Raw genomic sequence first — 12536 nt, forward strand, 5'->3', positions numbered from 1 at the left:
GTCATGGATCGGCGAACTTCGCGAGCCTCGGCGACGTGACGCACACTCCAGCCGCCCCCCGTCGGCAAATCCGATGGGCGGGGTTTTTGTGCGCCCGTGCCGGGGGCTTTTCGCCCCCGGAAGTCCATATGCGCCTCGGCCGCTCCGCGCGGCCCGGCGCGGCAGAGAAGGACGTAACGCGAAGATGACCAAAGCCGCCAGCAAGAAAGCCGAGTTTCGTCCCAACGACTTCGTCGTCTACCCCGCTCATGGCGTCGGCCAGATCGTCTCGATCGAGGAGCAGGAAGTCGCCGGCATGCAGCTGGAGCTGTTCGTCATCTCGTTCGACAAGGACAAGATGACCCTGCGCGTCCCCACCGCCAAGGCCTCGGCCGTCGGCATGCGCTCGCTCAGCTCCCCCGACATCGTCGAGAAAGCCCTCGACACCCTCAAGGGCCGCGCCCGCGTGAAGCGCGCCATGTGGTCCCGCCGCGCGCAGGAATACGAGCAGAAGATCAACTCGGGCGACCTGGTGTCGATCGCCGAGGTGGTCCGCGACCTGCACCGCGCCGAGGACCAGCCGGAGCAGTCCTACTCCGAGCGCCAGCTTTACGAAGCCGCGCTGGAGCGCCTGACCCGCGAGCTGGCCGCCGTCGAGGAGATCGACGAGGCCAAGGCCGCCGCCCGCGTGGACGAGCTGCTGATCAAGCGCGCCGCCTGAGCGCGCCGCCCCCGCCGCGGGGCGCGCGATGACGACAAAGGCCCGCCGGTTGCGGCGGGCCTTTTGCGTTCTGGCGGGCGCCCCCGGGGAGTGGGGGGCGCCCGCCCGCAACCGCCCCCGAACCGCCTCCCGTGCGCGCGGCGCGGCCGGGTTGCGCCCCGCCCCGCCTTCGCGGCGTCCGCGCCCGGCCGCCCTTCCCCGGCACGGCCCCGGCCCGCCCCGGGTCCCGGCCGCCCCCGCCCGGCCGCCCGGCCCGTGCGTCCCGGCCCGTGCGTCCCGGCCACACTCCGCCCCCCGCCGTCCCCGGGGACGGGGCGAGAGACTTTCCATGCCCGCCCCGGCGCCGTAAGAGCCGGGCCGATCCCTTCCGGCGCCGACGCGCGCCCAAGCCCCGCGCCGCCGAAGCGCGCCCCGGGACCCCGGCCGCGCCTGCCGCGCCCCCGTCCCGACCGTCCCTCGACCGGAGTTCCAGATGTCCGACGACCGCACGCCGACCGGCGCCCCGGACGCCTCCGGCCCCGCCGCCGCCCCCCGGGACGTCGCGCAGGCGGACGCCGCCCCCGACGCCGCCCCGCGCCCGATGACGAAGCGCGAGATGGACGAGGCGCGCTGGAGCCGCCCCATCGACAGCCCCCGGCGGCGCTTCGACGTCTGGATGAACTCGATCTTCGTCGACCACGCCTTCATCCGCATGGTCCACCTCAACTTCCACAAGGTCGGCCGCCTCGCCTTCCGCTCGGCCCAGCCGCTGCCCGGCCAGATCGCCCGCATGGCGAAACGGCACGGGATCCGCACCATCATCTCGCTGCGCGGCGGCTTCCGCTTCGGCTCCTTGCCGCTTGAGAAGGAAGCCTGCCTCGAGAACGGGATCGACTTCCGCACCACGGTCCTGCGCTCCCGCGCCCTGCCCACGCAGGCGGAACTCGACGCCGTGCGCAAGCTGGTGGAGGAGGTCGAGCGCCCCGTCCTGTTCCACTGCAAGGCCGGGGCCGACCGCGCCGGGCTGATGTCCGCGCTGTGGCTGATCCTGGCCGAGGGCCGCCCGGTCGCTGAGGCCCGCAAACAGCTGTCGCTGAAATTCGGCCATGTCCGGGGCGGGCCGACGGGGATCCTCGACCTCTTCATGGACCGCGCGGAAGAGGCCGAGGCCCGCGGGGTCCCGTTCCTCGAGTGGTTCGAGACGGAGTATGACCGCGAGGCGCTGACCGCCGAGTTCAAGGCCAGCGGCAAGAACAAGTTCGGGACCTGGCTGGTCGACACCCTGCTGCGCCGGGAATAAGCGCGCCGCGCCCCCTGCGCCCGGGCCGCCCCGCCGCGCGGCCCCATCGCCCGCCACGCGGGGCGCCATCCGCCGGCGCGGCGCGGGACGCCGAGCGGGGCCCTGCGCCCCCGAGGCGGCCCGCCCCCGCCAGCCCCCCCGGAACGCGAAACGCAGAACGCGAAACGGGCGGCCCGAAGGCCGCCCGCCGCATCGGCGCCCTGCCCCGAGGGGCCGAGGCGTCACCCGAGGCGCGTCACTCGAGGCCCATGCACGAGGCGTAGTAGCTCACCGTCGCCGGCCAGTCCGAGAACACGCCGACCACGCCCACGTCCTGCGCCAGCACGTGCAGCAGCTCCAGGTACATCGCGTCATCCGAGGTCGCGTCCTTGATCGACTGGAAGTACCAGCCGCCGCCGCCGTTCAGCGGGCCCGAGCGCTCCAGCGTCCAGGCGACCATCTTCAGATCCGCCTCCTTCGCCGCCTTGGCATAGGCCGAGGGCACGACCGCGCCGTCCTCGACCGTCACCAGCATCCACAGCGGCGGCGCGATGTAGTTCACGCCCATCGCCTTCAGCTCGGCCATGGTCGGCTTGAAGGTCGACGGGTCGTTGGGGTCGATCGGGCCCTCTTCCTCGGTGGTCCCGGCGGCCTCGTAACGGTCGTCGAGATAGACGGCCTGCTTGCCGAACTCCGGCTCGTTCTCGATCCAGTACTTCACCACCGACAGATCGAAGCTCTGCGCCCAGACGTCCGACGCCGGGACGCCCGCCGCCTTGTACTCGTCGATCATCGCCTGCGCGTAATCGTCCATCGCGTAGCCGTCGAAGGGCATCTCTTCCGCCGGGGTCTTCAGCTCGGGCGTGAACTTCGCGCCCAGCGCCTTGATGAGCTGGATGGACTCCGCATGGGTCATCACCTCGCCCTGCTGCGCGTACAGATCCGTGCGCCAGCCCGCGGTGCCGTCCATGTAGCCCTCGACACTCGTCGCCGAGCGGTCGGCGGCGTCCATCTTGCCCTGCAGCGACTTGAACTCGGCCAGGGTGATGTCCGAGGTCCGGCACTCGGCCGAGGCCTTGGCGTCGGCGCTCGCGGGGGTGAAGCCCGCGGTGCATTTCTCGGCCAGCGGCGTCGCGAGGATGTTGGTGGTGGTGTGCAGGTCGTTCTGCGCGTGGCGGCAGACGAGCTGCTTGTCGGCGGTGAAGGCCACGTCGCACTCGATGATGCCCGCGCCCATGCGCGCCGCGGCGCGGTAGGATTCGGCGGTGTGCTCGGGGAACTGCATCGCGGCCCCGCGGTGGCCGATGGAGAACAGCGTGGTCTTCGCCTCGCTCTCGCGGCAGGCCTCCAGCTTCTCCTTCAGCGGGCCGTCCTGCAGACGGTCGAGCAGGTAGAACGGGCGCGGCCCCAGCTCCACGTTGGAGGCGAGGGCGGGCGCCGCGATGGCGGCGGCGGCGAGGGCGGCGAAAGCGGCGGTGCGCATCGGTCGGGCTCCTGTCAGACGAAATGGTCGCCCGCGCTTTTGGCCCGCCTCGATGGCAGTTCGACGAGAGTTGGTTGAAATTTTGATGACGCGGCGGGCGCTTACGCAGCGTCGCCCGGCCCGCCCCGCGCCCGGCCCGCGCCCGGTCCGCGCTCAGTCCGCGGGCGCCACGCAGGCCTGCGCCTTTACGATCACCTCGGTCCCCGCGCCCTCGAGGCGCGATTCCTCGGTCAGCACCCGACGCCACTTGCGCGCGCCCGGCCGCCCCGTGAAAAGGCCCAGCATGTGCTTCGTGATCCGGTGCAGCGGCACGCCCGCCGCCAGCATCTCCTCGACATAGGGCATGTAACGCGCGACCGCCTGCTCGGGCGTCACGTCGGGCACGTCGAGGCCGAAGACCCGCCGGTCGGCGGAGCCGAGGACCAGGTCCGGCGCGTGGTACGCCGCCCGCCCGATCATGGCGCCGTCGAGGGGGACGCCCGCTGCGCCGCCCTCCCCCGCGCCGCCGCCGATCTCCTCCAGCGCCGCGTCCAGCGTCTGGATCCCGCCGTTGATGGAGATGGACAGGTCCGGCCGCCGCGCCTTCATCGCGTGGACCAGCGGATAGTTCAGCGGCGGGACGTCCCGGTTCTCCTTGGGGCTCAGGCCCTTGAGCCAGGCCATCCGCGCATGGACCGCGAAGCGGCGCACCCCCACGGCGGCCACGCGGTCGAGGAAATCGGGCAGCACCGCCTGCGGGTCCTGGTCGTCGACGCCGATGCGGCATTTCACGGTGATCTCGGGCCCGCCCGCGGCGGCCGAGGCCTCCATCATCGCGGCGCAGCAGCGCGCGACGAGGTCCGGGTCCTTCATCAGCACCGCGCCGAAGGCCCCGTTCTGCACCCGGTCCGAGGGGCAGCCGACATTGAGGTTGATCTCGTCATAGCCCCAGGCGCAGGCGATGCGCACCGCCTCGGCCAGCTCGGCCGGGTCCGAGCCGCCGATCTGCAGCGCGACGGGATGCTCGGGCCCCGAGAAGTCGAGCATCTTCTTCAGCTGCCAGTCCTCGGCATGGGTGAGGGCCGGGGCGGTGACCATCTCGGTATAAAGCAGCGTGCAGGCCGACAGGGTCCGGTGCAGCGCCCGGCAATGGCGGTCGGTCCAGTCCATCATCGGCGCGACGGACAGCAGGTGGGTCGGGCGCGGATCGCCCGCCTTCGGCGCGTCATGCATCGGCCTTGCCCTCCATGCTTCGACCCCGGCTGCGGATCCCGCCCGGCGCCCGGGCGCGGCGGAGCGGCGCAGGGCGGAAAAAACGAGACCGCGTGCTAGCGCAGCCCGCCCCCCGGCGCAACCGCGCGGAACCGGCCGGAAAGCGCGCCGCGGGCCGCCGGGCGGCGATCTCGCGCCGATCGGGGCCGATCCGCAGCGGGCGCGCGCCCGCCGATCCGCCCCTCGGCGCCGCGCGCCGCGGGGTGGGAACCAACAATTCTGTGTTCTCCCAAACCGCAATTCATACTACGTTACGATTCCCGGCTAACTACCGCTGGGAATTTCATTTTCGGCGCATCTCATTCATTCCGGCGCGCCGCATCTTTGGGGAATCGCTCCGGGGGGGAGGGGTTGCACATGCGCATCGTCGTGCTTCTTCTGGCGCTGTTGATGGCGGTTCCCGCCGACGCGGCCGAGGTCCTGCGCCTGCAGAAGAAAGACTTCAAGGCCAGCGCCGGGCGCGTGACCTTCCGCGAGCATCCGCGCAACACCCGCGCCCCCAGTTACGGTCCCGAGGCTTTCGGCGGCGGCCCCACCGCGCCCAACGTGCGCACCGGGGGCTGGTTCCTCGGCCAGGCGCTCAGCCGCCGCGCCGGGCGCGATTGCCCGGGCGCCGCGCCCTCGGCCTGCGTGGTCGGGACGCCGCGCGCCCCGCTGCGCCTCGACACCGGCGCGCCCAAGCCCTTCATCACCCATGACGGCGCCTTCCCGACCTCGCCCACCCTGTCGGGCAGCCCGCGCTTCAACGGGCCGATCGCGCTGTGGTTCGACAAGGACCAGGTCGGCGTCGGCTTCGACGGCGGCATCTTCGACGCCCGCCGCAGCGTCGGCATCACCGCCTTCGGGCGCGACGGGCGCCGGCTCGGGACCATCTCCAACGCCGGCACGGGGGTCGAGTTCCTCGGCCTCGTGACCGCGGACGGCCAGCCCAAGATCGCCGGCGTGATGCTGGAGCTGGTCGGGGCCGAGCCGCAGGGCTTCAACATCGACAACCTGCGCTTCGGCGCGGCCGAGGACATCGAGCTGCCCGAGCAGGTCAAGCTGCCGCCCCCGCCGCCGCCGCTGGTGGAATGCTGCCACTGAGCGCCCCCCTTTCAGCCCCGGGCGCGGCCGGATCGCGCCGCCGGGGCCCCGGACGACAGAAGAAGAAGAGGAGTTCCGACATGCTTCAGCGGACTGTGAAAGGCCCCGGTCGCCGGGGAGTCGGCCTGCTCTGCGCCGCGGCCATCGTCGCGGGGCTCTCGGGCTGCGCCACCCGGCCCGACGGCAGCGTGGTGACCATCGTCGACGACGCCCAGGTGATGTCGATGAACGCCGAGGGCCTGACCCAGGTCGAGGCGCGGCAGCTCGAGCGCGCCCAGCGCTACGCCGAGATGCGCATGACCGCGGCCGCGGGCGGCGCGGTGATCGGCCTCGCCGCCGGGCTGCTGCTGGGCGGGGACAACGCCGCCGTGGCCGGCGTGGGCGGCGCCCTCGCGGGCGGCGCGATCGGCTATCTCGGCGGCGCCTATGTCGCCAACCTCAACAGCGCCGAGGAAGACAAGCGCGACGACATCGAGACCCAGCTCGCCGCCGCCCGGAAGGCGAATTCCGAGACCGAGTCCGCGCTGCGCGACACCCGCGCCATCGTGACCGCCGAGACCCGCAAGATCGCGGCGCTGAACCGCCAGTACAAGTCGGGCCAGATCACCACCACCGAGTACAAGAACCAGATCGAGTACCTCGACAAGAAGATGGTGATCGTGGACGAGACCCTGCGCACCGCCGAGGCGGACGTCGCCGCGCTCGAGGCCACGATGAAGGCCCGCTCTGACAATGGCGACACCCGCGGCGCCAACCGCCTCGCGCGCCAGCGCGACGCCCTGGCCGCCGACGTGCGCCGCCTCGAGCGCGAGAAGATCAAGCTGATCGAGGCCGTCGCCAGCATTCCCGACGAAATCGGAGGGCCCTCGGTGTGAGCGCGCGATCCTGGACCGGCCTCGCGCTCGGCGCGCTGATCGCCGGATGCGCCGCCCCGGCCGACCCTGACAAGGTCGGCCTCGGCGGCGCCATCTACCACAACGTGCTGCGCGGCGGCGCGGAGTACGAGGCGAAGAACGAGCAGCTGCGGGCCGAGATCGCGATGCTCGACCGCCAGCGCTTCGCGATGGAGGCCGAGGCCGACCGGCTGCGGGCCGAGGCGGCGCGGCTGCGCGGGGAGCGGCGCGCCGCGGCCCGGCGCCTGTCGGAGCTCAACGACGAGATGGCCCGCATGAACGGCCGGATCAGCGAGATGTCCGAGCGCGAGGGCGCCGCCAACGCCCGGCTGGCCGAGCTGCGGGGCGAGGCGACGCGCCTGTCCGAGATGATCTCGCAGGCCTCGGCCCCCGGCGCGGGCGTCAGCGCGGCCGAGATCGCCCGCCTCGAGGCGCGCCGCACGCAGCTTCTGTCCGAAGTCGACGCCCTGGCGGGGGCCTGAGCCGATGCCCCCCGCCCCAGCCCCGGCCCGGTCCCTGCCCCGGTCCCGGTCCCGTCGCCGGCCCGGGCGCCTGCCCGCCCTCGCCCTCGCGGCCCTGCTGACCGCGGGCTGCGCCGCGGGCCCGCAGGCGCCGGGCTATTTCGACCTGCGCGCGGCCGCCGAGGCGGGCGCGATGCTGAGCGCGGCGGAGACCGCCGAGCTCGACCGCCTCGAGGATTACGCCGCATACAAGGGCGGGCGGCGCCTCGGGGCCGGGCTGCTGGGCGGGATCGCGGGCGGCGCGGTGCTGGGCGGGCTGCGCCATGGCGGCGAGGGCGCCGCCGGGGCCGCGGTCGCGGCGCTGGTGATCGGCCTGCAGGTGGCCGCGCTCGCCTCGAATGTCGATGCCGATTACGGGGCCTATTCCATCGCCTGGGACGAGGCAGAGGAGGACGGTCTGCCCGACCGGGCCGCCGCGATCCGCGCCTCGGACGCCGCCATCGGCGCGGCGCGGCAGGCGCGGGACGTGGCCGCGAGCTCGCGCGCGCAGACGCTCGCCGCCGTCGAGGCGGGCCGCCCCGCGATGACCGAGGCGGCCTGGAGCGCGGCGCAGGCCCGCACGATCCTGGTGGACGCGCAGGCCGCCGCCGTCGCCGCCGACATCGCCCGGATGGAACGGGACGCCGACAACGCCCCCGAACTGGCCGACATGCTCTATGGCCGGATCAACGTGCTCTCGGCGCTCCAGCGCGAGATCGGCGGCCACGCGGACGCCATCGCCGCCGCGCTCGCCGCCGCGACGCCCCCCGCCGCGGCCCAAGGATAACCCCCCAGCATGCGCGTCCTGCTCTATATCCTCGCCCCCATCGCCTTCCTGTGCCTCGCGGTCGCGACATGGGCGACCGTGCTGCCGGCCTGCGAGGCGTCGCCCTGGCTCGGCCGGCTGACGCTCGCCGACTGCCCGCCGCCGCAGACCGCGGCGCAGGTGGCGCTGGCGCAGGAGACGCGACGGCAGGCCGTGCTCGAGGCCGAGTACGCGCGCCTCCAGGCCGAGCTGGCCGAGGCCGCCGCCTGCAAGCCCGAGCCGCGGGCGCATCCGGGCCAGCCCTTCGACGCCGAGCGCTGGCAGGCGGGGGACCTGGGGGTGATCCAGGGCTGCTGGGCGCTGACCGGGCGCATCGCGCGGGCCGACCCGCAGACCGGCATCGTGTCGCCGGTCGAACGCTGGACCACGTGTTTCGACGCCGCCGGGGCCGGCGCGCAGGAGGCCGCCTTCGCGGACGGCGCCGTGTGCAAGGGCCCCGCCTCCGCCGCCTTCCGCGAGGATGGCGCGCTCGAGCTCGACCTCTCCGAACCCGCCGCCTGCTCCGCCGGGCCGGCGCTGGCCGGGCGGGCCGGGGCCTGCATGATCGACGCCTTCGGCAATGCCGACTGCGTGCTGAGCGACGGGGCGGCCGATGTCGACGTCGCGCTGCGGCGCGCCGAACAGGAATAAGAGATGTCCGACTCGTTCTTCATCACCAAGTCCTCCGTCGACCCCGAGCAGATGATCGAGGTCGGCGGCCAGGCCGCGCTCGACCAGTACGAGGCGCTGCGCACCTTCCTTCTGTCCAAGGTCGGGCGCGAGGCGGCGGACCTGTTCGCCGAGCCGTACCTGAGCCGCGGCAACGGCGCCGCCCCCGCCAGCGTGTCCTGGTACGCGCCCAATGACGGGAGCGCGGCGCGGCTGGCCGACCTGCCCGAGGAACAGCGCGCGGCCGCCGAGCAGGAGCTGCGCCGCGGCCTCGCCGCCGTGGCCGAGCGGATGTCGGACCCGATCTTCGGCCCGCTGATCGGCGGCGCGCTGATGATGGCGGGGCCGGATGACGTCTGGACCGTGGACGGCAAGCCGCTGCTGGTGAACTGGGGCCTCGCCCCCGTCGGCGCGCAGAACTCGCTGGCCGAGCGCGACCGGCACTACGCCGCCACCCTCGGGCGGTTCCTGCCGCTCGCCGCCGCCCCGGCGCTTTCCTTTGAGGAATGGCGCGCGCGCGGCTTCGCCGAGGGCGCCGGCGCGGCCCGGGCCGAGGACGGCGCGGGGATCGGCGCCGGGACGGGCGCGGGCAAGGCCGCCGCCGCGGGCGCCGCGGGCGTCGCCGCCGGGGCCGCCGCGACCTCCGCCGCCGCCTCGACCGAGCCCGATCCGGCCGGGACCGCCGCCGCGAGCCCCGTCGCCGCCGCCCCGGTCGATGACGGCCCCGCCTCGGCCTGGCGCTGGCGCTGGATCGCGCCCGTCGCCCTCGCCATCCTGCTGGTCGGCCTGCTGGTCTGGCTGCTGCTGCCCGGCTCGCTCCTCTATCCCGAGCGGCCGGAGACGCCGGTGATCGCCGACGAGGCCGCCGCCGCCGCCGCCCGCGCCTCCAACGACGCGCTCGAGGAGCGGATCGCCGAGCTGCGCGGCGCCCTCGACGGCGCCATCTGCACCCCGACCGGCGAGCTGGTCCTGCCCGGCGGGCTGACCCCCGACGGGCGCCGCCCGCTGACGCCCGAGCAGCGCGCCGCCCTGCCCCGGGGCCAGGACGGGCCGATGTCGCCCGCGCCGCAGCAGGCCGACCCGAAGCCGCTGCTGCCCCCCTCGCCCCAGCGGCTGGTGCAGCCGCAGCAGGGCGGCGCCGACCCGGTGCCGCTGCTCGAGACGCTCGAGGAAGGCGTGGCGCTGGTGCTGGCCGCCAGCGAGCAGGGCAGCGGCCACGGCACCGGCTTCTTCATCACGCCCGAGCTGGTCATCACCAACCACCACGTGGTCGAGCGCGCGCTGAACGGCGGCCGGGTGCTGGTGACGAGCGAGCGGCTGGGCGACGTCCGCCCGGCCGAGGTGCTGGCCACGCTCGGCCCGATGGAGACCACGGGCGGCGACTTCGCGCTGCTGCGGGTGGCGGGCGCGAACGGCACGCCCCTGACGGTGCGCACGCCGCAGGGCTCGCTCAAGCTCCAGCAGGTGATCGCGGCGGGCTACCCCGGCTTCGCCATCGCCTCGGACCAGGGCTTCCAGCGGCTGATGGAGGGCGACCGCAACGCCGCCCCCAGCCTGGTGGTCACGGACGGCATCGTGAACGCCGAGCAGCCGCTGTCGCCGCAGACCCGGGTGCTGATGCACACCGCCCATATCTCGCCCGGCAACTCGGGCGGGCCGCTGGTCGACAGCTGCGGCGCCGTGGTCGGGGTGAACACCTTCATCCGGCGCGACCAGGAATCGCTCAACTCGCTCAACTTCTCGCTGGTCAGCGCCGACCTGCTGCGCTTCATCGACGCCAATGGCGGCCAGGTCACGCGCAGCGCCGAGCCGTGCACGCCCACCGTCGCCGCCGCGCCCGCCGCCCCCGCCCCGGCGGCCCCCGCCCCGGGCGACGCGGCGCCCGCCCCCGCCCCGGCGCAGGAGCAGCCCCAGTGAGCACGCTGCGCCTCGCTTCCACCCGGACCTCCGACGTCCGGCCCCTCGGCACCGCCGGGCAACGCGCGTTCGAGCTGATCGACCGCGAGGCCGAGGCGCTCGGCCCCGATGTGCGCGCGCTGTTCGCCGAGCCGTTCCACGCGCCCGCGGGGGATTCCGTCGACTGGTACGCGGACCTGCGCGGGACGGCCGTGCGCCTCGTCGACGCCCCGCCCGAGCAGCAGGAGGCCGGGCGCGCGAAGCTCGCCGACCTGGTGCAGCGGGTCACGGCCCAGGCCGACGCGCTGGCCAAGCATGCCGACCCGGAACGCCGCCGGCTGGGCGAGGCGCTGCGCAACGCGGTCGAGGTGCCGGACGAGGGCAGCGTCTACCTGGTGGGCGAGCAGCCGGTGCTGGTGAACTGGGCGCACGAAGCGAATGTCGCCGCCCCGGCGCGCGGCGTGCTGACCGGGCGCTTCGCAGCCCCGCCGCCGCCCGCGCCGCCGCCCCCGCCCGAACCCGTCGCGCCGCCGCCCCCGCCGCCGCCGCCCCCGCCGCGGACCTTCGGCTGGCTGTGGTACGCGCTCTGGGGCCTCGTCGGCGCGCTGGCCCTGGCCATCGCCTGGCTGCTGGTCCCCGCCTGCGGGATCGCGGGCGCGGGCGTGCTCGACTTCTGCCCCAAGCCGCGCGAGGTGGTGGTGGACGACCGCGGCGACGCCCTGCGGGCCGAGCTGGCGCTGCTGGAGCGCCGGCTGCACGAACAGGACGCGCTCTGCCGCCCCGAGGAGCTGGTCTGCGCCCCGCCCCCGGCCCGCACCACGGTGCTGCTCGACGCCTCGAGCAGCATGAATTTCGGGGTGAAGACCCCGGCCGAGGTGGAGCGCGAGCTCGCCGCCATCGTCGCCCGGCGCAAGCCCGACGGCAGCTGGGGCAGCGAGGAGGACGGGCGGCGCTACTCGGAGCTCGTGCGCGGGGCGCTGGCCCAGGACATGGGCCGCAAGCGCATCGAGGCGCTGCGCGAGGCGATGGGCGGCGCGTTCGAGCGCGCCGACCCGCTGCGCGTGCGCCTCGCCCCGTTCTCGGCCTGCGGGCAGCTGCAGATGGGGGCCGAGGTGACCGACCCCGCCGCCGCCCGCGCCGCGGTGGACGGGATGGAGCTGAACAGCTTCACCGCCCTCGCCTACGCCATCGGCGCCGCCGCGGCGGACATGGAAGGCGGGCTCGGCCCCGACGACCCGGCCACGCTGGTCATCGTCAGCGACGGCATGGACACCTGCGGCGGCGATCCCTGCGCCGCGGCCCGCTCGGCCAAGGCCGCGCGGCCGGGGCTGAAGATCCACGTCGTGGACCTCGCGGGCCTCTCGGAGCTTCAATGCGTGACCGAGGCCACCGGGGGCACGTATTTCGACGCCTCGGGCGACCGGATCGACGTCGACGCCCTGGCCCGGATCCTGTCCGAGGCCGCCGCCGCCGAGCGCCCCGAGATCTGCACCCCGGTCCCGCGGCAGGAGCTTCTGCCCCACACCCCGCCCACGCGGGGCGACCGGGCCGAGGCGCCCGGCCCGCGAGACGAGTTCGACCGCCGCCTCGACGAGGCGGGGGTCGACCCCGAGGACGACTCGAAGCTCAAGATCACCCTGACCTGGGACACCGCCTCCGATCTCGACCTCTGGGTCACCTGCCCCAATGGCGAGGATATCGGCTTCAAGGCCCGGCCCAACAGCTGCGGCGGAGAGCTGACCGTCGACCGCAACTCCACCGTCGCCAACGTGGTGGAGCGCCCGGTGGAGCACGTGATGTTCCACGGCGAGCCGCAGCAGGGCCGCTACAAGGTGAAGGTCGAGAATTACAACAAGCGCGCCCCCGGCGACGACCTGTTCCGCGTGCGGATCAGCAAGGGCGCGCAGGCCGAGATGCGCCAGGGCAGCCTGCCCCGCGACAAGGCCGTCGCCGAGTTCGAATTCAACTATCCCTGACCCGCCCGACCCGCGATGCTGA

At 74.4% G+C, this 12536-nt stretch carries 11 protein-coding genes; 9 read left to right on the forward strand and 2 right to left on the reverse strand.

Going from position 1 to position 12536, the window contains the following annotated elements:
• Nucleotides 1-184: 184 nt before the first annotated feature.
• Both ACQ5SO_RS14290 and ACQ5SO_RS14295 read left to right on the forward strand, forming a co-directional pair.
• Entirely contained in the window at nt 185-700 is a 516-nt protein-coding gene (locus ACQ5SO_RS14290) for a CarD family transcriptional regulator (protein WP_430942288.1), read from the forward strand.
• 472 nt (nt 701-1172) lie between these two features.
• Entirely contained in the window at nt 1173-1979 is an 807-nt protein-coding gene (locus tag ACQ5SO_RS14295) for a tyrosine-protein phosphatase (RefSeq protein WP_430942289.1), read from the forward strand.
• Between the two features lie 235 nt (nt 1980-2214).
• Here the strand turns inward: ACQ5SO_RS14295 and ACQ5SO_RS14300 are convergent, their stop codons facing one another.
• Both ACQ5SO_RS14300 and dusA read right to left on the reverse strand, forming a co-directional pair.
• Nucleotides 2215-3441 (reverse strand): glycerophosphodiester phosphodiesterase family protein, encoded by a 1227-nt coding sequence (locus ACQ5SO_RS14300; protein WP_430942290.1) that lies wholly within the window; start codon nt 3439-3441, stop codon nt 2215-2217.
• Nucleotides 3442-3594: 153 nt separating this feature from the next.
• A complete protein-coding gene (gene dusA / locus ACQ5SO_RS14305; RefSeq protein ID WP_430942291.1) occupies nt 3595-4653 on the reverse strand; it encodes a tRNA dihydrouridine(20/20a) synthase DusA in 1059 nt (352 codons plus the stop codon).
• Between the two features lie 396 nt (nt 4654-5049).
• On the opposite strand from dusA, the gene ACQ5SO_RS14310 reads away from it, so the two are divergent.
• The 7 genes from ACQ5SO_RS14310 to ACQ5SO_RS14340 all read left to right on the forward strand — a co-directional run bounded on the left by ACQ5SO_RS14310 (nt 5050) and on the right by ACQ5SO_RS14340 (nt 12514).
• Nucleotides 5050-5775, forward strand: coding sequence for a PEP-CTERM sorting domain-containing protein (locus ACQ5SO_RS14310; protein ID WP_430942292.1), 726 nt, complete (start codon nt 5050-5052; stop codon nt 5773-5775).
• Between the two features lie 80 nt (nt 5776-5855).
• Nucleotides 5856-6650 (forward strand): hypothetical protein, encoded by a 795-nt coding sequence (locus ACQ5SO_RS14315; RefSeq protein ID WP_430942293.1) that lies wholly within the window; start codon nt 5856-5858, stop codon nt 6648-6650.
• Nucleotides 6647-7150, forward strand: coding sequence for a hypothetical protein (locus ACQ5SO_RS14320; protein ID WP_430942294.1), 504 nt, complete (start codon nt 6647-6649; stop codon nt 7148-7150). The genes ACQ5SO_RS14315 and ACQ5SO_RS14320 overlap by 4 nt, the downstream gene beginning before the upstream one ends.
• A 4-nt stretch (nt 7151-7154) precedes the next feature.
• Entirely contained in the window at nt 7155-7955 is an 801-nt protein-coding gene (locus ACQ5SO_RS14325; RefSeq protein ID WP_430942295.1) for a hypothetical protein, read from the forward strand.
• A gap of 9 nt (nt 7956-7964) precedes the next feature.
• Complete coding sequence (locus ACQ5SO_RS14330; RefSeq protein WP_430942296.1) at nt 7965-8624, forward strand: hypothetical protein; 660 nt, start codon at nt 7965-7967, stop codon at nt 8622-8624.
• A gap of 3 nt (nt 8625-8627) precedes the next feature.
• Nucleotides 8628-10559, forward strand: coding sequence for a trypsin-like peptidase domain-containing protein (locus ACQ5SO_RS14335; RefSeq protein WP_430942297.1), 1932 nt, complete (start codon nt 8628-8630; stop codon nt 10557-10559).
• A complete protein-coding gene (locus tag ACQ5SO_RS14340) occupies nt 10556-12514 on the forward strand; it encodes a hypothetical protein (RefSeq protein WP_430942298.1) in 1959 nt (652 codons plus the stop codon). The genes ACQ5SO_RS14335 and ACQ5SO_RS14340 overlap by 4 nt, the downstream gene beginning before the upstream one ends.
• Nucleotides 12515-12536: the final 22 nt, after the last annotated feature.

This window comes from Rhodovulum sp. DZ06, assembly GCF_050586345.1.
Lineage (GTDB): Bacteria > Pseudomonadota > Alphaproteobacteria > Rhodobacterales > Rhodobacteraceae > JBOCEF01.